This is a genomic window from Caballeronia sp. BCC1704 (genome assembly GCF_902833455.1).
Taxonomy (GTDB): Bacteria; Pseudomonadota; Gammaproteobacteria; order Burkholderiales; family Burkholderiaceae; genus Caballeronia.
This window is the reverse complement of sequence record NZ_CADFFT010000002.1, coordinates 1-22,123: the sequence shown is the minus strand read 5'-3', so window position 1 is coordinate 22,123 and position 22,123 is coordinate 1. Positions and strand designations below refer to the sequence as shown.

Genomic DNA, 22,123 nt, shown 5'->3' with positions numbered 1-22,123 from the left:
ACACCCGCTGTTTGTAGCGTGTAAGCAATCACATCGTCCGTAAGCCGCTATCCGGTCGGATTCGAAGTCGACACATCGAGCGCGCATGGTCTGTCTGCCACGTCGTTTTCTGGAGGCTGTCATGGATCGTCGCCGCTTTATGTCGTTGTCCATGTTCTATACCGTTGCGGCGGCGTCCGGCACGCTCGCGGCCTGTCATCATTCGAGCGATGACGAGGGCGGCAGCAGCGCGGGCGGCGGCACCACGCCACCGCCTTCGGGCGTGTACGCGTTCGCGCAGGGCGTCGCGAGCGGCGACCCGCGCGATACGTCCGTCGTGTTCTGGACACGCTGCGTCGCCAATGCGAGCAACGCCTCACAAACGGCAATCGCCCTGACGCTGCAAGTCTCCACGCGTCCCGATTTCTCGCAACTCGCGGCGAGCGTGCCCCTCAGCGCCATTCCCGACTACGACTTCACCGTGCGAGCCAAGGTCACGGGTCTCAGCGCGAAGACGACCTATTACTACCGCTTCATTGCCGGCAGTGACATCAGCGCGACAGGCACGACACGCACCGCAGCGGCGGCCACCGAATCGCTTCCCCAGCTGCGCTTCGCGTGGTTCGTCTGCCAGAACTGGAGCGTGAACCACTGGCAGGCGCTCACGCTGCTCGCCGCGGAAACCGACCTCGATTTCGTCGTGCATCTGGGCGACTATATCTACGAGACCGTCGGTAGTCCGAACGAAAAGAACGCCGCCGAGCCGGCGCATTCACAGATCACCTTGCCCGATGGCGTCGCGATGTCAGGCGGCGGCGTCTATGCGAACACGCTCGCCGATTACCGCACGCTGTATCGCACGTATCGCGGCGACGCGCGCTTGCAGACCGTTCATGCGCGCTTTCCCGTGATCGCCATCTGGGACGATCACGAGTTCTCGGACGATTGCTGGCAAGACCACCAGACGTACACCAATGCGAACGTGCAGCAGACAGCGCGACGCCGCAATGCGAATCAGGCGTGGGCGGAATATTTGCCGGTGGATTGGGGCGACGTGTCGTTCGACCTCAACAACGCCAGCTACGACAACATCCGCATTTACCGGGACTTTCACTTCGGCTCGCTGATTCACCTCGTCATGACCGACGAGCGGCTCTATCGCGACGATCATGTGGTCAGCGAAGCGGCTGTCGCGCAGAAGCTGGGACATGATCCGGTGAACGGCAACGATCTTGTCGGCTCGCGGTACGCGGTGCCGCAACAGGTGCTCGCGCAGTTCGAGGCGGCGGATACGCAGCGTCTTGGGCGCATTCCGTCCATGCTCGGCCCGGTGCAGACGCAATGGTGGAAGGACACGCTGAAAGCCTCGACCTCGATCTGGAAGGTATGGGGCAACGAGGTGATGATGAATCGCCTGTGGCTCGACCTGCGCTCGATCGCCCCTGCGCCCGACAACCTCGTTTTCGTGATGGATTGCGACGCATGGGACGGGTATCCATCGCACAAGGCCGATCTCACGTCGTTCGTGAAGGCGCAAGGCATCACGAATCTCATCGCCATCACGGGCGATCTTCATGCGTTCCAGGCCGGCATCGTGCGCGATGTGCCCGATCCGGCGACGGGCACGCCCGTGCTCGTCGATCTCATGGCGGCGGGCGTCAGCAGCCGCCCCTTCTTTCAGGATGCGACGAACTATGTCGCAGGGATGCCGCTGGCATCGCTCATCACTTCATCGTCGGCACTGGATGCGTTCATCAGGCAGAATAATCCGGACATGCTGTACGCGGACCACGACGCAATCGGCTATGCATCGGCGACAGTCACGCCCACGCAGTTCGTCGCGATCTACAACAAGGTGAAGGGGCTGAACGCGGACGGCACCGCGCCGCAGAACCCCTTGCAAAAGCGCACGCGTTTGACGATCAATGCGGGCGCCGTGGCGATAGCGGTGGAAGACAACGTCTGATGCCAGTGCGCGAAGCGCTTCATTCAGGGCGCTTCCGCCATTCGTATCCGCGCTTCTGGGGGGATTTCACGGTCGAGTCACGCACGTAGACTGCGTGCACATTTCGGAAGGTCGCATGCTGGCAGGGCAGTGCATTGGCCGATGAAGTGGACATTTGAAACCTTCAGGAGTACGACCATGATCAGCAAAGTCACCGGCATTGTTCTCGTCGCGGCCTCGCTTGCCGCGCCTTACGCGCTCGCAAGCGGCTATGGTCCTGCGCCGCATTACAAGCCGGATGCCGGCGCGCCCACGTCGCAACAAGGCATGAACACGCAGACCATCGCGGCCGACGATTCCGCTGCGCCGGGAAGCCAAAGCGGAGATGCGAGCGTGTCCAAAGACAAGCAGGACAGCCCGCTCATTCAGGCGCAAGATTGAGACCCAGTGTGCAAGGCATCGACGCCAAATCAGGCGTCGATGCCGACGCGTTCCGGTGCATCGTTCGCGCCGAGCGTCTGCACCGTCGGACGCGCCCGACCGATGTCTACCGCGGGCATGAACAGCATCGAAATGACCGCGCCCAGCGCGATCACGAACATCGATGTGAAGGTCAGATGCAGCGCATGGTGCAACGCGAAGCGAATCTCCGCGTTGCTTGCGAAGTTGCCCGGCACGGCCGATAACAGGCGCTTCAACTGATCCGCGCTAACGGCCGGCACGCCGCTCGCATGACCCAGTCCATAGTTCTGCACGGCGCCGAACACCGCCGCGCCGAGCGTGTTCCCGAGATTGCGGGCAAAGAGGTTCGATGCAGTAGCGCTCCCGCGCTCGGACAGCTTGACGATTTCTTGGATCAGGATCAGGCACGACACGCTCAGTATGCCCATGCCGAAGCCCATCACCGCGGAGCCGACGCCGGCCCACACCGGACTCGACTGCGGCGTGAGAAGCACGAACGGAATCGCGCCGAGCGGAATGAACACGGTCCCACCGATCAGTAAGCGGCGCAACCCGATCCGGCTGAAGGTGCGTGACGTGAAGGTGGCGCCGCTGGGCCAGCCGATCATCATCATCGTGAGCGTGAGGCCCGCTTCGACCGGCGAGCGATGCATGACGCCCTGCACGTACATCGGCAGGAACGTGGTCAGGCCCATCAACGCCATGCCCGCGAGCAGCGTCGCGGCGTTGCCCGCCGCGATCGGGCGATGCGCCCATAAGCCGAACGAGATCATCGGATCGGCGGCGCGCTTTTCCTGCATGACGAAGAGCACGCTCGCCACGATGCATATCGCGACTTCCACGCCGACGCGCGCGCTGCTTGCGGTGCTGACATCGGTGAGCGCCATCATCAGCGAAGCGACGGCGGCCGTGAAGAGGAACGCGCCTGCAAGGTCGATTGCCGGACGTTCGTGGCGCTTCTCCTCGTGCAGAAAGAGCACGAATAGCAGCGCGGCGAGCGCGCCGATCGGCAGGTTGATCCAGAAAATCCAGCTCCACGAAAGATGCCGGATGAGCAAGCCGCCGACCATCGGCCCGAGCACGGCAGACACGGCCCATACGCTGGCGAGGTAGCCCTGCACCTTACCGCGTTCCCGTGCCGGGTAAAGGTCGCCGACCACCGTCAGCGCAACCGGCAGAATGGCCCCGGCGCCGACGCCTTGTATCAGGCGGAAGACGATCATGGCGGGCATCGACCACGCGAAGCCCGCGAGTATCGACCCGACGAGAAAGATGGCAATGCCGGCGAGTATCGCGGGCTTGCGGCCGTAAAGATCCGCGAGCTTGCCGAATACGACGGTAAGCGCGGTCTGCGTCAGCAGGAACGACGAGAAGACCCAGCTATACAGATTGAGGCCGCCGAGCTGCGTGGCGATCTGCGGCATGGCAGTCGAAACGATGGTGGCTTCGATCGCCACCATGGCCATCGAGGCCATCACTGCGGCAATGACGAGGGGACGGACGGTCTGCTTGTGTTGGGGCATGCGGTCGGGATCTGATGAAAGAGGACGCGATCCGCGGCGGGCACGCGCGGTTCGACTCGTCATGGTATCCCGGCGCGCCACGCACTGCTGGCGCGGTCTAACTTACCGCCTTTGACATGCTCCTTCGTCGCGAGGCAGGGAATTCTTAGCCGCGATTCATGCGTTCGTCAGCACACGATGCCTTTCTTGCAAGCCACTGCCGCGCCGCACCATCCCGTGCTATCTTGTTTCATACGGAATTCATACGGAACGCAGCGTATTCGCTGACGTACCTCTCGTCGAAACGTCCTTCGTGAGCGCCGCCATGAACGATGTGCCTCGTACCCTGAGTGCCCGGGACCGCGTCGAATTGCTCTGCTGGCTGACATGCGGCAGTCTGGGCGCGTTCTACCTGAACGGAGACTGGCCGGCGGCGGCTTTCCACGTGCAGGCCGCGCACAAGTGGCTCGACAGGCATGAACGGCTCGCGGACTGGCTGACGGTCGCGAAACTTGCCGCCATCGCGCGCGATCTGGCCGCGCGTCATTGCGCGATACTCGAGGCCGACTGGGCGCGCGATGCCGTCGAGGAGATTCTCGACAGCGAAGACCTCAACTATCAGTCGGATGTGGTCCGGCAGGTCTTCGACGACTGCCGCCGCGCCCTTGCGGAAAAGCGCGCGGCAGAGTAGCCGCTGAAGCGTCACTGAGAGGCCGCTGGCGAAAATCACTGTATGAATGTACAGTAAGCCATTTTCGACTTCGGCCCTAAGCGCTCTTGCTCTTGCTCTTGCTCTTGCTTTTGCGCTCGCCTTTCGCCGTCGATGGACGCCTCACTGCCTTCCTCGTTCGCCTCAGAGACGCCGCCGCGCCGTATCGCGCACCTCGACATGGATGCGTTTTTCGCGTCGGTCGAGCTGCTGCGCTATCCGGAACTGCGCGGCGAGCCGGTGGTGGTCGGTGGCGGCCGAAATGCCGCGCCCGAGACGCTGGCGGACGGCACGCGCCGTTTCAAGCGATTGCGCGACTACGCGGGCCGCGGCGTGGTGACGACCTCCACGTACGAAGCCCGCAAGTTCGGCGTCTTCTCCGCAATGGGCATGATGAAAGCGGCCCAGCTCGCGCCCGACGCCATTCTTCTTCCGACGGATTTCGAGTCTTACCGGCATTACTCGCGCCTCTTCAAAGCGGCGATTGCCGGATTCACCACGCAGATCGAGAACCGCGGCATCGACGAGATTTATATCGACGTCACCGACATGCCCGGCGATTCCGCGGACATTGGTCAGCGCATGAAAGACGCGGTGCGCGAAGCGACCGGCCTTACGTGTTCCATTTGCATCGCGCCGAACAAGCTGCTCGCGAAGATCGGCTCGGAACTGGACAAGCCCGACGGTCTCACCATTCTTACGATGAACGACCTGCCCACGCGCATCTGGCCGCTGGCCGCGCGCAAGGTGAACGGCATCGGGCCCAAGGCAAATGACAAGCTCGCCGCGCTCGGCATCGTGACCGTGGGCGATATCGCGGCCGCCGACCTCGGCCTTCTGCAATCGCACTTCGGTCCGACTTATGCGGCATGGCTCGCGCGCATCGCGCAAGGGCAGGACGAGCGGCCTGTCGTCGTGAGTTCCACGCCCAAGTCCATGAGCCGCGAGACCACGTTCGAGCGCGACCTGCATCCTAAGCACGACCGCGCCACGCTTTCGGCGGAATTCACGGGCCTTTGCAAGCGCGTGGCGGACGATCTCGCGCGCAAAGGTTACGTGGGGCGCACCGTCGGCATCAAGCTGCGTTTCGACGACTTTCGCACCGTCACGCGCGACTTGACGATTTCGGTCGCCACGGCCGACGCATCCGAAATTCGTCGCGCAGCGACCGAGTGCCTCAAACGAATCGTGCTCGACAAAAGACTGCGACTGCTCGGCGTGCGCGTGAGCGCGCTGGAGTCCGCTGACGAAGCCGGCGTTTCCGTCGCGCCGGTACAGGTCGAATTGCCTTTCGATGCGATCGAAGACTGACCTCTCCCGGTCTTAGCATCACGCCAGATAATCAAATCGCGCATCGTTCGTTGCCGCGCGAGCGCGCCGGGCGTAGATTATTCGTCTGTCCGCCGCTTTTCACTACACCGTGACCATTCTTTCGCCGACTCACGACGCTGCCGAGGCCGTCGAGCAACATATCGTCATTCGTCCGTTCGACGGCCCGCTGGGCGCAGAGGTCATCGGGCTCGACCTGTCGCAGCCCTTGTCCGCTGAGGATTTCGCGCGCATTCATCGCGCTCACCTCGACTATCACGTGCTCGTGTTCCGCGAACAGCGCATCACGCCCGCGCAGCAGGTCGCCTTCAGCAAGCGGTTCGGTCCATTGCAGATTCACGTCTTGCACCAGTTCGGACTGGCCGGCTATCCCGAAGTGCTCGTGGTGTCGAACATCATCGAGAACGGCAAGCCTATTGGACTCGGCGACGCCGGCCACTTCTGGCATTCGGATCTCTCATACAAAGAGAAGCCGAGCCTCGGCTCGATGCTTCATGCGCAAGAGCTCCCATCGACAGGCGGCGACACGCTGTTTGCGAATCAGCATCTCGCGTGGGAGACGTTGCCCGCGCATCTGAAGAACGCGGTCGAGGGGCGCTTCGCGGAGCACACCTATCTCGCGAAATATGCGGAGCTGCAAAGGCGTAGTCCGTGGCGTCCGAATCTCACACCCGAGCAGATCGCGCAGGTGAAGCCGGTCGTGCATCCCATCGTGCGCACGCATCCGGAGACGGGTCGTCAGGCGCTCTTCGTGAGCGAGCACTTCACCACGCGCATCGTCGATATGCCGGAAGATGAAAGCCGCGCATTGCTCGACGAGATCTTCGCGCACAGCGTGCGACCCGAATTCGTCTATCGGCATGTTTGGCGCGACCATGACATGGTGTTCTGGGACAACCGCTCGGTCATGCATCTGGCCGCGGGCACGCCGGACGATCAGCGCCGCAAGCTGTATCGGACCACCATCGAAGGCGATGCGCCTTTCTGAGCCGAACCACAAATAGTCCTACAAACACGGGGTTTTTCGATGCATTCTCGAAAAGGGAAGGGCGCGTTGCGCGCCTTTGTCTGCGCGTTGGCGCTTTCGCTCGGTGGCACTTGCAGCGCCTTCGCGGAAGGCACGCTGCGCATTGCGGAGCAATATGGCGTCGTCTATTTGCTCCTGAACGTGGCGCGCGACCAGAAGTTTATCGAGCAGGAAGGCAAGAAGCAGGGCATCGATATCAAGGTGGATTGGGCGAAGCTCTCCGGCGGCGCGAGCATCAACGACGCGCTGCTGTCCGGGTCCGTGGATATTGCAGCGGCAGGCGTCGGTCCGCTCTTGACCATCTGGGACCGCACGCACGGGCGCCAGAACGTAAAGGGCGTCGCTTCGCTCGGCAATCTGCCTTATTACCTCGTATCGAATGATCCGCGCGTGAAGACCATCGCCGATTTCACGGACAAGGACCGTATTGCGTTGCCTGCCGTGGGCGTGTCGGTGCAGTCGCGCATTCTGCAATATGCCGCCGCGAAGCAGTGGGGCGACAAAGAGTTCGATCGCCTCGACAAGCTGACGCAAGCGGTGCCGCACCCGGATGCAGCCGCCGCGATCATCGCGGGCGGCACGGAAATAAACGCGCATTTCGGCAACCCGCCGTTTCAGCAGCAGGAGTTGGCGGGCAACCCGAAGGCGCACATCGTTCTCAGTTCCTACGACGTCCTCGGCGGACCCAGTTCCGCGACGGTGCTCTATGCGACCGAGAAGTTCCGCAACGCGAATCCCAAGACGTATCGCGCCTTCGTCGATGGTTTAGCCGATGCCGCGCGCTTCGTGACGCAGCATCCGAACGAAGCAGCGGACATCTATCTGCGCGTGAATCAGGCCAAGATTGACCGCGCCTTGCTCGTCAAGATCATCACGGACCCTTCGGTGCAGTTCAAGATCGCGCCACAGAACACCTTCGCGCTCGCGCAGTTCATGCATCGCGTGGGCGTCATCAAGAATGAACCGAAGTCGTGGCAAGACTACTTCTTTAGCGACCCCGCCACGCGCGACGGAAGTTGATCGATTCGAGCGAGCGCCTTATCCGCGATCGTGCATTGAATATGCGCATTCATTGGTTAGGCTCCGAAACGCGCGCCGGTATCTTGATGGTTTGCGTTTTTGCACTGCGATCATGGCTGCCAATCCTCATGTGCTGTATCCGGTCGAGAGCAACAAGGCCGTTCTATCGACCACCAAGCTGTTGAGCGCGCGTAATGTCTCGCTGGAATACCGCACCCCGGAGCGTCTCGTGCGCGCGACGCATGACGTGAGTTTCGACGTCTATGGCGCCGACCGCTTCGTGCTGCTGGGACCGTCGGGTTGCGGCAAGTCCACCTTGCTGAAGGCAGTGGCCGGGTTCATTCAGCCGGTGGCGGGCAGCATCGAAATCGACGGCGAGCGCGTGCGCGGACCGGGCGTGGACCGCATTGTCGTGTTCCAGGAGTTCGACCAGCTTCCGCCCTGGAAGACGGTCCTGCAAAACGTGGCTTTTCCGTTGCGTGTCGCGCGCAAGCTGGGCCGCGCAGAAGCCCGTGAACGGGCGCTTCACTATCTCGACAAGGTCGGCCTTGCGCATGTGGCCGACGCTTATCCGCATACGCTGTCCGGCGGAATGAAGCAGCGTGTCGCGATTGCGCGAGCGCTTGCGATGCAACCGCGCGTGCTTCTCATGGACGAGCCGTTCGCCGCGCTCGATGCGCTCACGCGCCGCCGCATGCAGGAAGAACTGCTGCGGCTGTGGAGCGATGAACGCTTCACGTTGTTGTTCGTGACGCACTCCATTGAAGAGGCGCTGATCGTCGGTAACCGGATTCTGCTGTTGACACCGCATCCTGGCCGCGTGCGCGCCGAATTGAACAGTCATCAGTATTCGCAGGAGAGCGTGGGCCGAGGCGACTTTCAACAGAGCGTCGCGCGTATCCATCGTCTGTTGTTCGAAGAGGAGATCGCGCAATGAGCACGCCGCATTTGATCGAACCGCCGGTGCGGCCCGAGTTTGAACGGCATCCGTCGACACTTTCGCCCGCAGCCGATGTGACGCAGCGCGACGCGACCTTGCCGCTTTCGACGCGTCTTTTCGACCGCGCGTGGCTGCGTAAGTTGCTGATCGCGCTCGTGCTCATGGCGTTATGGGAATGCGTCGCGCGCGTGGTCGATAACGACCTGCTCTTGCCGACCTTCAGCGCGACGTGCGTTGCGTTTGCGCAGGGCATTGTTTCCGGTGAGTTGATCGCCAAGACCGCGATCTCCCTGTCCGTGCTGCTGCGCGGTTATCTGCTCGGCGCGGCGCTCGCGTTCGTGTTGACATCGTTGGCGGTATCGACCCGCATCGGCCGTGACATTCTTTCGATGCTCACCGCCATGTTCAATCCCTTGCCCTCCATTGCGTTGCTGCCGCTCGCGTTGTTGTGGTTCGGGCTCGGCACCGGCAGTCTTCTTTTCGTGCTCGTGCACTCGGTGCTGTGGCCGCTCGCGCTCAACACGTACGCGGGATTCCAGGCCGTTCCGTCGACCTTGCGAATGACCGGCCGCAATTACGGGCTTACGGGCCTGCGGCACGTCGTGCTGATTCTCGTGCCCGCCGCGTTGCCGTCCATTCTCGCCGGCTTGCGAGTGGGCTGGGCGTTCGCGTGGCGCACCTTGATCGCAGCGGAACTCGTGTTCGGCGCGAGTTCGGGCAGGGGCGGACTGGGCTGGTACATCTTCCAGAACCGCAACGAACTCTATACGGACCGCGTGTTCGCCGGGCTGGCAGCGGTCATCGTGATCGGGTTGGCGGTCGAACATCTCGTCTTCGATACCATCGAACGCGTGACCGTGCGGCGCTGGGGCGTTCAGTCGTAGATTGCAATGGGCTGAATGCGGCGCGGCACACACTGAAGACTCGGGCATCGAGAAGAACTTGCGAATGCCCGAATCGACTTGATTTTCTTCCAATCCTCCAAGGTCAACCGTGGCGGCACGCATCGTGCGATGCGTGTACGATCGACGGCGATATGACGCCATGACCGATGGAGACCGCTGGATGAAAATCGCGACCTTCAACATCAACGGCATACGCTCGCGTCTCGATGCCTTGCTCGCTTGGCTCGAACGCGAAGCGCCGGATGTCGTCTGCTTGCAGGAACTCAAGGCGACCGACGCGCAGTTCCCCATTTCCGCCATACAGGCTGCCGGTTATGGCGCGGTGTGGCACGGACAGGCATCGTGGAACGGCGTGGCGATACTGGCGAGGGACGCCGAGCCGGTTCTGAGCCGTCGCGGCCTGCCCGGCAACGAAGACGACACGCACAGCCGTTATATCGAAGCGGCGGTGCATGGCATCCTGATCGGCTGTCTTTATCTTCCCAACGGCAACCCGCAGCCGGGCCCGAAGTTCGACTACAAGCTCGCATGGATGGAGCGCTTCAACGCGCACGCCAAGACGCTTTTCGAAAGCGGGCATCCGGTGGTACTGGCGGGCGACTATAACGTCGTGCCGACCGACGAAGACATCTACAACACGCGCTCATGGCTCAAGGATGCCTTGCTTCAGCCGGAAAGCCGCGCGGCTTTCGCGAAGCTGCTCGCGCAGGGCTGGACGGATGCGCTGCGCAAGAAGCATCCCGATGAGCGCATCTATACCTTCTGGGATTACTTCCGCCAGCACTGGCAGACGAACTCGGGGCTGCGCATCGATCACATCTTGCTCAGCAAGGATCTTGCGCCCCGGCTTCAGGATGCAGGCGTCGACACGTGGGTGCGCGGCGAGCCGCACGCGAGCGACCATGCGCCCGCATGGGTCGTATTGAAGGAGCCGCGTGCGAAGAAGAAGGCGGCCGAGTAAGACCGCCTCGGGTGGTTAGCCTTGACGACGCGACGACGAACGCGGCGGCTTCCCCGGCGCGCTCTGCGCTTCTTCCGCGGGCAGAACCAGTTGCTTCGTTTCGTCGGCGGACTCGCTGGCCGCTTCGTTTGCGATCTCGCCGCTTGCATCGAGGATTACGCCCGACGTGTTCGCCGCTGCTTCGCTCGTCGTTTCCGTGAGATTGGTCACGACGAGGCTCGTCGATTCCGTCGTTTCTTGCGCCGCTTGCGCGCCGCTATCGAACAGGCCCTTCAGCGTGATGCCGTTGCGCTCGTACTGGCTGCGCACTTCGCCGAGAATGTCCGCTTCGGTCGACGTGATGATCGACAGCACATGCTGTCCATACGAAGCCGCCTTCTGCGGCAACTGCGCGAGCATCACCGACTGCCAGCTCAACACTTCGCCGGGGCTCGTCTCGTCGCCAGTGCGCAGCAGTGAATTGCTTTCCTCGATGACCGTGCGCACCGTCTGAACATTCAGTTCTGTCAGCGCATGCAGGCCGTTCGCGAACCGCTCGCTCGCGTTGAGAAACGCCAGAAGATTGGCGCGTGCGATCGACGGCATCTGATAAGCGATGAGATTGGGATACTGAAACATTGACCGCTCCTTTCCTTAAGCCGAATATCAATCGGTAAATAACGAATGCGGGGCGGGACAGCCGCGCCTTGTGAGTTGATTCTGACGAAGCCCATGCTAGCCGGTTCCCGTCCGAGGCCCGATTTTTTCAAGCACGACCGGTCACGTTGCGTCGGAGGTTTTCTGCCGTTCGCGCGCGCTCAGAGAGGCCAGAAACTGCATGACGTGTGCTCGCCCGCCGTTGCGCCATGCATCGAGATGGTCGGCGTCCTCGATCATCGCCAGATGTTTGTCGCCTCGTGCCGCTTCGAAAAGACGCTGAAAGTGAACAGGCGGCACAACGAAGTCCCGCGTTCCGCCGTAGATGAGGATAGGCGCGCGTATCGAAGCGATCTTCGAGAGGTTGTCATAGCGGTCGCGTGCGAGCGCCCGGACCGGAAAGAAGCGAAAGCGCGCGGCCGCCACATCCACGATGCTGGTGAAAGGCGCTTCCAGTATGAGCGCGGTCACGCTCGCTTCGCCCGCGAGCTGCACGGCTACGCCAGATCCCAGCGAATAGCCGTGCAGCACGATAGATGGGGAACGCGCGCGAGCGAAGGCGTAAGCGGCGCGCGCGTCGGCATAAAGCCCGGCCTCGTGCGGCTTGCCGGGATTGCCGCCATAGCCGCGATATTCGGCGAGCAACACGCCGTAGCCGGCTTCGATCATTTCGAGCGCAATGTGCGCGCGTTGCGTCAGGTCTTCTCCGTTGCCGTGAAATAGCAGCACCGTCGGCGCGTGCGCGTCGGGCGGCGCGCAATAACGCGCCTTCAGCACGAGGCCGTCTTGCGTTTGCAGCGTGATGACTTCGGTGCTCTCTTCGAGCGTCGCATCGACGAAAGCCTGAATCTGTTCCAACGGATACACGAGCCGCCCTTGCAGCCAATACAGCGCGGCGAGCGCAAAGAGATACGCCAAAGCAACGGCCGCCAGTAGAACGCATAGTGCTTCGATCATGAGTCGCTGCAATGCAATTGGTTTGTCATTCGCGCGGGCGCATGCGGGGTTCATCGCTTTGCCGCAAACTCAGCGGCATGTCCGCCGCAATGTCGCGCTGCACGGTGTCCGCAGATTGTCTGCGATTGAACAGCGCGTTCAAACAGATCGCGAAGATCGCGGCAAGCGTGATGCCGCTATGCGTGAGCGGGCCGGCCCACGCGGGCATTTGCGCGAAGAACGTCGGCGCCGCGAGCGGGATGACGCCGACGCCGAGACTGATGGCAATGATGAGCAGGTTGTTCTTGTTTTCATAATCCACTTTGCTGAGGATCTTGACGCCGGTGACCGCGACCATGCCGAACATCGCGATGCCCGCGCCGCCCAATACGACGACCGGTATCGACGCAATCAGATTGGAGAGCTTCGGCAATAGCCCGAGCAGCATCAGGATAACGCCCGATACCGCGACGACCCAGCGGCTTTTCACGCCGGTAATGCCGACGAGCCCGATATTCTGCGAAAACGACGAATGCGGAAACGTGTTGAACACGCCGCCGATCACAGTGCCGAGTCCGTCCGTGCGAAGGCCGCGCGTGGCATCGGCGCGCGTGACGGGACGCATCGCGAGATCGCCGAGAGCGAGGAACATGCCGAGCGATTCGACCATGATGACGATCATCACGAGGCACAACGACGCGATCGCCGCGATGTCGAAGGTCGGCAAGCCGAACGCGAACGGCCGCACCGGCGCGAACCACGCGGCACGCCCGACGCCCGAGAAGTTCACGAGGCCCATCGGCAACGCGACGAGAAAGCCGATCGCCATGCCGAGCAGCACCGAGATGTTGGCGACAAAGCCCTTCAGATACTTGTTGATGAGCAGAATGGCGAGCAGCACGATGCTTGCGATCATCAGGTTCCTCGGTTCGCCGAAATGCGGCGCGCCATGTCCGCCGCCTGCCCAGTTGATCGCGACGGGAAATAGCGTCATGCCGATGGTCAGGATGATGGTGCCGGTCACGATAGGCGGGAAGAACCGCATCAGCCGCCCGAAGAACGGCGCGATGACGATGGCGAACACGCCCGCGGCGATAGTCGCGCCGAAGATGGCCGGCAGTCCCGCGCTCGATGAAGCCATCGCGACCATCGGCCCGACCGGCGCAAAGCTGACGCCCATGATGACGGGCAGCCGGATGCCGAACTTCCAGATGCCGATGCACTGAATCAGCGTGACGACGCCGCATGCGAAGAGGTCCGAACTGATCAGAAACGCGACTTGATCCTTCGGCAGCTTGAGCGCCGCGCCGATGATGAGCGGCACGGCAATGGCGCCCGCATACATGACGAGCACGTGCTGTATGGCGACGGCGAGCATCTGTCCGAGGGGCAGCACTTCGTCGACGGGATGATGGGTTTGGGCCATGTGCGCTCCGGGCGGCGGGTTATCGCGTGATGTGCGAGCGAGTATTGCACCCGCTGACGCGCAAAAAAATAATCGCGCCGCTATAAGCGGCATCGCACGTTCTTCGAAGCGCGGCAGGGACATATGACCGTCTTTTGTCCAGCCGCTATCGAACGCCCGGCACATTTTCCCGATCCCCAAATTTCCACGACGATTCTTCGCAGGAATCGCGTTAAGGCTTGAAAATCAAGGCCGCGCGCACTGTCGATTTTCAAGATGGCGTGCTACATTCCGAGCGCCTTTGCGTTGCGCGGGGGCGGGCGCGGCATACGCGGCCCGATGCTTTCAACGCAAATATCGGCGACATCCGGGGCTTTGGCGCCCAAAAAAACCATCATTCGCACAGGGATCTCGGCATGGAAATGGTCGGCGGAACGCGACTCGCCCAACTCTTTACTTCGAACCAGGCGGAATTGCTCGCCGAGTGGATCACGCAGCAGCATGCCATCGCGTCGCGGCGCGGACTCGTCGGGGAAGCCGAGTTGCGCAATCAGTTCGGGCAGTTCATCTCGTTGCTGCTGGGCGCGCTCGCAGCGTCGGATCGCGTCGATTTCAAGGCGTCGCACTGGCAGGAAGTACGCGCGTTTCTCGCGGATATGTCGGGGCAGCGCGCCCGCCAGGGCTTCTCGCCGGTCGAAACCGCGATGTTCGTTTTCTCGCTGAAGCAACCGCTCGTCGCGCGTCTGCGTCAGCAACTCGCGACCGATCCCGCCGCGCTCGCGGATCTCACATGGACCGTCAGCTCGCTCTTCGACGAACTCGGCCTCTACACCACCGAAGTGTTTCAGGCGAGCCGTGAGCAAGTGATCGTGCGCCAGCAGCAGGAACTGCTCGAATTGTCGACGCCCGTCGTGCAACTGTGGGACGGCATTCTCGCGTTGCCGCTCATCGGCACGCTGGACTCGGCGCGCACGCAAGTCGTGATGGAGAACCTGCTGCAGAAGATCGTGGAAACCGGCGCGGCCATCGCGATCATCGACATCACGGGCGTGCCGACCGTCGACACGCTCGTCGCGCAGCACCTGCTCAAGACGGTCGCGGCGGCGCGGCTCATGGGCGCGGACTGCATCATCAGCGGCATTCGTCCGCAGATCGCGCAGACCATCGTGCATCTGGGCGTGAACCTGTCGAACGTGACGACGAAGGCGTCGCTCGCGGCGGCGTTCATCGTCGCGCTGCAGCGCACCGGCAAGTCCGTGACGGCGGCGGGCGCGCAAGACAACGCCACGCGCAACGGCGCGGGCGGCTTGCACGATTCGTCGCTGCCGGAATGACGGCGCGCGAGATCGACAACCGCATGCAACGCGACTGAACAGGGCCCCAAGCGATGGATCGCATTCCAATTCTCACGATGGGCAAGCTGCTGCTCGTCACCATTCAAGTGGACATGCACGACCGCCTCGCGCTCGCGCTGCAGGACGACCTGACGAGCCGCATCGTGAAAGACGGCGCGAAGGGCGTGCTGATCGACATTTCGTCGCTCGACGTGGTGGATTCGTTCATCGGCAGGATGATCGGCAACACGGCGGCGATGGCGCGGGTGCTGGACGCAGAGACGGTCGTCGTCGGCATGCAGCCGTCAGTCGCGATCACGCTCGTGGAACTCGGGCTCACGCTCTCGGGCGTGCGCACGGCGCTCAATGTGGAAAAAGGCATGGCGCTGCTTACCGGGGGCGGCGCGGTCTGACGGCCGCCAAGCGAACCATTCCATGATCACCTTCGATTCCTCGGCAGCGCGCGCTGCCTCCTCACCGGCCGAGACGCTGCCGATCCGCTCGGACGAGCAGATCGTGCGGCTGCGCCAGTTCGTGCGCGAGAAGGCGGTGGCGCAGGGCTTGTCGCTCATCGATCAGACCAAGTTCGTGACGGCGGCGAGCGAACTGGCACGCAACACGCTCATCTACGGTGGCGGCGGCGACGTGCATTGCACGATCGTCGAGCGCAATGGCCGCCGTGGCCTCAAACTCGAATTCGTCGACAACGGGCCCGGCATTCCCGACATCGCCCGCGCGCTCTCGGACGGCTACACGTCCGGCAGCGGGCTGGGACTGGGTCTCGGCGGCGCCAAACGCCTGTGCGACGAGTTCGATATCCGCTCTGCGCCGGGTGAAGGTACGCACGTCTCGATCACGAAATGGAAACCGTTCTGAAGGAATCGATGGCCGCGCAACAGCGCCACGAGATCGCGGAGGCGAGCCAGATAGCCTTCGCGCGACGCTCGATCGGCGAACTGGCGCGCGGGCTCGGTTTCAACGAGACAGTCGCGGGCGAGCTCGCGATTGTCGTCACCGAATGCGGCACCAATCTTCTCAAACATGCGGGCAGCGGCGAGTTGCTCGTGCGTCCGCTGCTGGATGCGGGCGACCGTTACGGCATCGAGATTCTGTCCGTCGATAGCGGCCCCGGCATCCACGATCTTTACCGCTGCTTCGAGGACGGCTACACGACGGCGGGCAGTCCCGGCAACGGCATGGGCGCGATCCGGCGTCTGTCTGGCGAGCTCGATATCTGGAGCAGGCCGCAGCAAGGCACGGTGATGCGCGTCGTCTGCTGGAACCGCGCGGCCGCGCCTGCCGCCGGGTCCATCGGTGCGGCGCGCGTCACCTACGGCGTCGTGAACCTGCCGCTTCCGAGCGAGACCGTCTGCGGCGACGCGTGGTCCTGTAGCGCGGGCAAGGACGGTTTTACCGTGCTCGTCGCGGACGGCCTGGGTCACGGGCCGCTCGCGAACGTCGCGGCGGTCGAAGCGGCGCGCGTGCTCGGCTGCCACGGCGACGCGCCGCTCGAACGCATCATGGAGCTTGCGAACGAAGCCTTGCGCCCGACGCGCGGAGCGGCGGTCGGCATCGCGCGCATGCCGGTGCTTGCAAATGCCGCGTCGGCGAGCGGCGCGAAGGTCGCGTTCACCGGCATCGGCAATATCGCGGCGAGCGTGTGGACGGAGGATTCGCACCGGCATCTGGTGTCGCACAGCGGCATCGTCGGGCACGGAGCGCGACGCGTGCAGCAATTCGACGTGCCGTATCCGCCCAACGCGCTCGTCGTGCTGCATTCGGATGGAATCGGTTCGCGCTGGGATCTCGCGCGCTATCCGGGCCTGAGCGCGCGGCATCCGGCGCTCGTCGCGGCGGTGCTGTACCGCGATTTCTCGCGTGGCCGCGACGACGTCACCGTGTTCGTCGCCCGCGCGGCCGGGAGCGCGTGATGACGCTTCCGCTCTACTCGATGCAGATCGACGGCGAGCACGACATCGTCGCGGCTCGCCGCAAGGCGCGCGACGCGAGCGCCGCGCTCGGCTTCTCTGCGCAGGACCAGACGCGCATTTCGACCTCCGTGCTCGAAGCGGCGCGCACGGTGCTCACCGCCGGCGCGCGGGCGCGGGCGGATTTCGTGGTCGACGACGCGACGTATCCGCCGCGCTTCGTCGTGCGATTTCTGGCGTGCGCGAGCGCGGGCGAGCGGCTTCGCGCGATGAAGCACGACGACTCGCAAGCCGCACTCGGCCTGCTCGCCGCGCAGCGCTTAATGGACCAATGCGCGATCGCCGACGAAGTTGGCGGCGGCACGGCCATTTCGCTCGCGAAGACGCTGCCGGACAATGCGCCTGTCGATGCGGGCGCGGTGCAAGCCATATCAGCCACGCTGTCGCGCCAGGACAGCGAAGATTCGACTGCGGAACTCGCGCGTCAGAACCGCGAGCTGATCGGCGCGCTCGCCGACTTGCGCGAGCGCCAGGAAGAACTCACGCGCCTCACGCGCGAACTCGAAGACACGAATCGCGGCGTCGTCGCGCTGTACGCCGAACTCGACGCGCGCGCCGATCATCTGCGCCGCGCGGATGAGTCGAAATCGCGCTTCCTGTCGAACATGAGCCATGAATTCCGCACGCCGCTTTCGTCGATTCGCGCGCTGTCCAAGCTGCTGCTCGAACGTATCGACGGCGATCTGACGGAGGAGCAGGAAAAGCAGGTGCGCTTCATCCGCAAGGCGGCGGAAGATCTCTCCGAAACGGTCGACGATCTGCTCGACCTCGCGAAGATCGAAGCCGGAAAGATCGAAGTGCGCGCCACGGAATTCGAGGTCGACACGCTTTTTTCGGCGCTGCGCGGCATGCTGCGCCCGCTCACGCCGGGCGGCGCGGTCGAACTCGTCTTCGAATCGTGCGAAGGGCTTCCGCCCATTCGCACCGACGAAGCCAAGGTCGCGCAGGTGCTGCGCAACTTCGTGTCGAACGCGCTCAAGTTCACCGAGCGGGGCGAGGTGCGCGTGTCGGCGAGTTATGACGAAGTGCGGCGCCTCATCACGTTCGCGGTGAAGGACACGGGCATCGGCATCGCGCCCGAGCACCAGCACGTCGTCTTCGAAGAATTCGGACAAGTCGAGAACCGGCTTCAGCAATACGTGAAGGGCACGGGGCTCGGCCTGCCGCTGTGCAGGAAGCTCTGCAAGCTGCTCGGCGGCGATGTCTCGCTCGAGAGCGAACTCGGACGCGGCTCAACCTTTATTGCGACGATACCGGCCGAATACGGCGCGCCGGACAGCATGCAAGCCGCGCACGGCGACGCACGTCCGATGGTGCTCGTCGTCGCGAGCAATCCGATCGAGCGGCTGGATTGCGAGGCCGCGCTCAAGGCTTCGCCGTATCGCACGGTGAGCGCCGCGACGCTCGATGAAGCGAGTCGCGCGCTCGCGCGCACGCCGCCGGCCGCGCTGCTGCTCGCGGTGCGGCCCGCGGCATCCGAAGCGTGGATCTGGCTCGCCGCATTGCGCGCGCAGGCAGCGACGCGCAATGTGCCGGTCGTGGTGCTCGGCGAGGCCGAGGATCGCAACGAGGCAGAGGCGCTCGGCGCGGCGGCATTCATCCAGAAGCCGATCTCCGGCGGAGAACTGGCCGGCGTGCTGGACATGGTGTCGAAGGCGATGGAGGGCTTGCGTCGCGGGGAAGGGTTGGCGACATGAAAAGCGACTGGACCGAGGTGCTGATCCTCAACGTCGACGACAACGACGGCGCGCGCTACGCGAAGACGCGCATTCTGTCGCGTGCCGGATTCAACGTGATCGAGGCGGGAACCGGCACCGCCGCGCTGGAGCGCGTGCGCGCGGAATCGCCGGATCTCGTGCTGCTCGACGTGAAGCTGCCCGATATCAACGGCCTCGAAGTGTGCCGGCAGATCAAGGCGTCGGCGGAAACGGCGGGAACGCTCGTGCTGCAAACGTCGGCGGCGGCGGTCCATAGCATGGATCGCATTCGCGGTCTGGAAGGCGGCGCGGACAGCTATTTGACCGAGCCGGTCGAGCCTGCCGAACTGATCGCGCACGTGCGCGCGCTGCTGCGCGTGCGGCTCGCGGAAAACGCGTTGCGCGAGAGCGAGGAGCGGTTTCGCCAGCTTGCGGAAAATATCGACGACGTCTTCTGGATGCTCGATCCTGCCGCGAATCGCCTGCTTTATGTGAGCCCCGCCTACGCGCGGCTGTGGAATTCCGGCGATGGCGCACCGACGCCCGAACCCGGCCCGGATCACTGGTCGGGCGAGATTCATCCGCTGGATCGCGAGCATGTCGCGGCGGCGTACCGACAGTTGCTCGCGAGCGGCGCGCCGTATCAGGTCGAATATCGTATTCCGCGCGCGCATGGCGAACCGCGCTGGGTGTCCGAGCGTGCGTCGCTCGTACGCGATGCGCAGGGGCGGCCGGCGCGTATCGCGGGTATCGTCAACGACATCTCGGAGCGCAAGGCCGCGGAGATGCTGTTACGCGATGCCGACCGCCGTAAAGACGAGTTCCTCGCGATGCTCGCGCACGAGTTGCGCAATCCGCTCGCGCCGATTCGCAACGCCGTGGACCTGCTCGACCCCGACCGCGCGCCCTCGGCGCAGAACTTTTCGACGGTGCGCTCGATCATTGACCGGCAAGTGCGGCATCTGAGCCGTCTCGTCGACGATCTGCTCGACGTCGCGCGCATCACGCAGGGCAAGATCACGCTGCGGCGCGAAGTGGTGGATATCGCGGCGGCGGTCGAAGCGGCGATCGAAACGACGCAGCCCGCGCTCGACAGGAAGCGTCACCGGCTCACGACCAAGCTCTCGGATGCGCCGCTCTTCATCATCGGCGACAGCGTGCGGATCGCGCAGGTGTTCGGCAATCTGCTGTCGAACGCGTCGAAGTACAGCGTCGAAGAAGGCGAGGTCGCTATCGAGACCGAGCAGGTCGGCGACGAAGTGCGGATCACCGTGCGCGACAAGGGCATCGGCATTGCGGCGGACATGCTGCCGCATATCTTCGATCTGTTCGTGCAGTCGGAGACATCGCTCGAACGCTCGGAAGGCGGGCTCGGCATCGGCTTGCCGCTGGCAAAGACGCTTGTCGAATTGCAGGGCGGCCGTATCGACGCGTATTCCGCCGGGCCGCATCAGGGCAGCGAGTTCGTCGTGTGGCTGCCGCTCGCGAAGGGAGCGGAAGTCGCGCCGCGTGCGGTGGAGCGCGAGCCGGCGAGCGTGAGCGGCGGCATGCGCGTGCTGCTCGTCGATGACAGCGTGGATGCCGCAACGGCGATGTCGTTACTGCTGGAAGCCGATGGCTTCGATGTGCGCACCGCGCATGACGCGACCACGGCGCTCGCCATCAGCGACAGCTTCGCGCCGCAGATCATCCTCCTCGATATCGGACTGCCGGGAATGGACGGCTACACGCTCGCGGCCGAGATGCGTTCGCGTCCCGCGACGCAGGATGCGCTGATGCTCGCGGTAACGGGCTATGGGCAGGCGAATGACCGGCAGCGATCGAGGGAAGCGGGCTTCGATCATCATCTGGTGAAGCCGGTGGCGTTCGCGGAGATTTTAAAGGCCGTGCGGGGGCGGTTTGGGGGGTGAAGGGGCTCGGCGATGGTGTTGGCGTGCGATCCGCTTGAAGCGATTGTGATGCGCGTGGCGGCAACGGTTGCGGGATCGGGCGGCGCGCGTCTTTCGTTTTTTGCCTCGTGGCGGGGAACGGAGCGCTTTGGGCATCGGCGGGGCGCGGAGATGTAGGCTGTATTTCGGCTGTGTGACGCGTGTTCCTTCACATATCGCTCGCAGTGTCGAGGAGTTTCCCGTGTGAGCCACCTCCGCTTCGATTCGTAAGGACGTCTACATATAAACACGGTGAAACTGTGGTGATACGTGATCGCTTCGATCGTCCGAGACGACAGCCCCCGCCGGCGCATGCATCGACGTTGTCGCCGGCGCGTATCTTCGCGAGCGCCAGACGTGTTGGGTGATAGCCAACGATTTGACGAACACGCACGGCATGCGAGCGTTCTCGCGATGGAATAGATCGCGATGTGCCGCGGTTAACCATTCGAAGCCTCAATGCTTGGAACCCGGGCCGAGCGAGGTTAGCGGATCGCATGCGATCTACGTCAACCCTACTCGTCGGAGTTTGCACTCACCATGAACACCATCGCTAAAATCGTCTTGTCGGTCGCCGCTGTCGTCGCGCCGGCGTTTGCATTCGCTCAGGCCCAGACGGGCCCGGTGACTCGCGCACAAGTCAAGGCTGAACTCGTGCAGCTGGAGCGGGCCGGATTCTCGCCGGCCACGGGAGAGAACGCGACGTACCCCGCGGACATTCAGGCGGCAGAGGCCAAGGTCGCAGCGCAGAATGCGCAAGAGGCTTACGGCGGCATGCAATCAGGTGCAGTTGCGTCGGGGCCGATGCGGCGCGGCGGCTCGTCGTCTGCGGCGGCGGATTGCGTCGGTCCGGCGGACTTCTGCGTACCATTCTTCGGAAACTGAGCGCTCGAACCTATCGATGCTCTGCGCGCCAGACGGATATCGTGCTGTGAATTCACGCACTGGCGCTTCTTTACCTGTCGTTTTTAGTGCCTAATCGTCGCCCGAAAATAATTTGGAAAAAGGGGTTGACCTACCTGTCTTGCGCCAGTCATAATTCGCCTCCCGTTGAATGACGGCGCGCAAGAAAGCAAGCAAATAAGCAACGCGATTCTTGTGCAACTGCTCTTTAAAAACTAACAGCCGATAAGTGTGGGCGCTTGATGGCGAGTGCGGTTGCGGTGCTTAGGCGCTGCGGCATAAGCAAAAGTATCAAGAGTCTCACACGAAGTATCAGAGGAAGGTTTATCTGTCTTAGGACGGATTAATCATCGTCAGTACGTTGAGTGAGCGACCGGTTTCTTAGAAACCGAAAACAGTAACAGGCATTGAACTGAAGAGTTTGATCCTGGCTCAGATTGAACGCTGGCGGCATGCCTTACACATGCAAGTCGGACGGCAGCGCGGGCTTCGGCCTGGCGGCGAGTGGCGAACGGGT

The 22,123-nt window shown here is 63.3% G+C and carries 20 protein-coding genes and 1 rRNA gene; 17 read left to right on the top strand and 4 right to left on the bottom strand.

The features are described 5' to 3' along the window. The first annotated feature begins 121 nt into the window (after nt 1-121). Together HWX53_RS09890 and HWX53_RS09885 are read left to right on the top strand one after the other, a co-directional pair. On the top strand, nt 122-1,945 hold the full coding sequence (locus HWX53_RS09890) for an alkaline phosphatase D family protein (RefSeq protein ID WP_175940689.1): 1,824 nt from the start codon (nt 122-124) through the stop codon (nt 1,943-1,945). A gap of 177 nt (nt 1,946-2,122) precedes the next feature. Next, nucleotides 2,123-2,365, top strand: a complete 243-nt coding sequence (locus HWX53_RS09885; protein ID WP_175940688.1) for a hypothetical protein — start codon at nt 2,123-2,125, stop codon at nt 2,363-2,365. Between the two features lie 29 nt (nt 2,366-2,394). Here the strand turns inward: HWX53_RS09885 and HWX53_RS09880 are convergent, their stop codons facing one another. After that, nucleotides 2,395-3,972: an MDR family MFS transporter gene (locus tag HWX53_RS09880; protein ID WP_175940687.1), complete on the bottom strand. Its 1,578-nt coding sequence runs from the start codon at nt 3,970-3,972 to the stop codon at nt 2,395-2,397. A gap of 241 nt (nt 3,973-4,213) precedes the next feature. On the opposite strand from HWX53_RS09880, the gene HWX53_RS09875 reads away from it, so the two are divergent. From HWX53_RS09875 to HWX53_RS09845, 7 genes are all read left to right on the top strand, one after another. Then, complete coding sequence (locus HWX53_RS09875) at nt 4,214-4,579, top strand: hypothetical protein (protein ID WP_175940686.1); 366 nt, start codon at nt 4,214-4,216, stop codon at nt 4,577-4,579. 132 nt (nt 4,580-4,711) lie between these two features. Next, a complete protein-coding gene (dinB, locus tag HWX53_RS09870) occupies nt 4,712-5,908 on the top strand; it encodes a DNA polymerase IV (RefSeq protein WP_175940685.1) in 1,197 nt (398 codons plus the stop codon). A gap of 115 nt (nt 5,909-6,023) precedes the next feature. After that, nucleotides 6,024-6,914 (top strand): TauD/TfdA family dioxygenase, encoded by an 891-nt coding sequence (locus HWX53_RS09865; protein WP_175942296.1) that lies wholly within the window; start codon nt 6,024-6,026, stop codon nt 6,912-6,914. A gap of 39 nt (nt 6,915-6,953) precedes the next feature. Beyond that, entirely contained in the window at nt 6,954-7,973 is a 1,020-nt protein-coding gene (locus HWX53_RS09860; protein WP_175940684.1) for an ABC transporter substrate-binding protein, read from the top strand. A gap of 112 nt (nt 7,974-8,085) precedes the next feature. Beyond that, a complete protein-coding gene (locus HWX53_RS09855) occupies nt 8,086-8,910 on the top strand; it encodes an ABC transporter ATP-binding protein (protein WP_175940683.1) in 825 nt (274 codons plus the stop codon). Then, nucleotides 8,907-9,797 carry an ABC transporter permease gene (locus HWX53_RS09850; protein WP_175940682.1) on the top strand — a complete coding sequence of 297 codons (891 nt, stop codon included), beginning with the start codon at nt 8,907-8,909 and terminating at the stop codon, nt 9,795-9,797. Before HWX53_RS09855 ends, HWX53_RS09850 begins: the two co-directional genes overlap by 4 nt. 181 nt (nt 9,798-9,978) lie before the next feature. Continuing rightward, complete coding sequence (locus tag HWX53_RS09845) at nt 9,979-10,779, top strand: exodeoxyribonuclease III (RefSeq protein ID WP_175940681.1); 801 nt, start codon at nt 9,979-9,981, stop codon at nt 10,777-10,779. A 15-nt stretch (nt 10,780-10,794) separates the two neighbouring features. On the opposite strand, the gene HWX53_RS09840 is transcribed toward HWX53_RS09845, so the two are convergent. The 3 genes from HWX53_RS09840 to HWX53_RS09830 all read right to left on the bottom strand — a co-directional run bounded on the left by HWX53_RS09840 (nt 10,795) and on the right by HWX53_RS09830 (nt 13,777). Further along, entirely contained in the window at nt 10,795-11,397 is a 603-nt protein-coding gene (locus HWX53_RS09840) for a phasin family protein (RefSeq protein ID WP_175940680.1), read from the bottom strand. 141 nt (nt 11,398-11,538) lie between these two features. Further along, on the bottom strand, nt 11,539-12,372 hold the full coding sequence (locus tag HWX53_RS09835) for an alpha/beta hydrolase (protein WP_175940679.1): 834 nt from the start codon (nt 12,370-12,372) through the stop codon (nt 11,539-11,541). Between the two features lie 25 nt (nt 12,373-12,397). Next, the gene (locus HWX53_RS09830; protein ID WP_175940678.1) at nt 12,398-13,777 is read right to left on the bottom strand and encodes a nucleobase:cation symporter-2 family protein; all 1,380 of its coding nucleotides are present in this window, start codon (nt 13,775-13,777) and stop codon (nt 12,398-12,400) included. Nucleotides 13,778-14,172: 395 nt separating this feature from the next. Between HWX53_RS09830 and HWX53_RS09825 the strand changes: the two genes are divergently transcribed. The 8 genes from HWX53_RS09825 to HWX53_RS09790 form a co-directional block, all read left to right on the top strand. Continuing rightward, nucleotides 14,173-15,090, top strand: coding sequence for an STAS domain-containing protein (locus tag HWX53_RS09825; RefSeq protein ID WP_175940677.1), 918 nt, complete (start codon nt 14,173-14,175; stop codon nt 15,088-15,090). A 53-nt stretch (nt 15,091-15,143) separates the two neighbouring features. After that, entirely contained in the window at nt 15,144-15,503 is a 360-nt protein-coding gene (locus tag HWX53_RS09820; protein WP_175940676.1) for an STAS domain-containing protein, read from the top strand. Nucleotides 15,504-15,525: 22 nt separating this feature from the next. Then, entirely contained in the window at nt 15,526-15,966 is a 441-nt protein-coding gene (locus HWX53_RS09815) for an anti-sigma regulatory factor (RefSeq protein WP_175942294.1), read from the top strand. Continuing rightward, nucleotides 15,951-17,021, top strand: coding sequence for an ATP-binding SpoIIE family protein phosphatase (locus tag HWX53_RS09810; RefSeq protein WP_175940675.1), 1,071 nt, complete (start codon nt 15,951-15,953; stop codon nt 17,019-17,021). The genes HWX53_RS09815 and HWX53_RS09810 overlap by 16 nt, the downstream gene beginning before the upstream one ends. Then, nucleotides 17,021-18,775, top strand: coding sequence for an ATP-binding protein (locus HWX53_RS09805; protein WP_175940674.1), 1,755 nt, complete (start codon nt 17,021-17,023; stop codon nt 18,773-18,775). The genes HWX53_RS09810 and HWX53_RS09805 overlap by 1 nt, the downstream gene beginning before the upstream one ends. Then, on the top strand, nt 18,772-20,685 hold the full coding sequence (locus HWX53_RS09800) for a response regulator (protein WP_175940673.1): 1,914 nt from the start codon (nt 18,772-18,774) through the stop codon (nt 20,683-20,685). Before HWX53_RS09805 ends, HWX53_RS09800 begins: the two co-directional genes overlap by 4 nt. Before the next feature lie 558 nt (nt 20,686-21,243). Continuing rightward, nucleotides 21,244-21,588 carry a DUF4148 domain-containing protein gene (locus tag HWX53_RS09795; RefSeq protein WP_175940672.1) on the top strand — a complete coding sequence of 115 codons (345 nt, stop codon included), beginning with the start codon at nt 21,244-21,246 and terminating at the stop codon, nt 21,586-21,588. Between the two features lie 427 nt (nt 21,589-22,015). Then, nucleotides 22,016-22,123, top strand: a 16S ribosomal RNA gene (locus tag HWX53_RS09790); the annotation flags it as partial.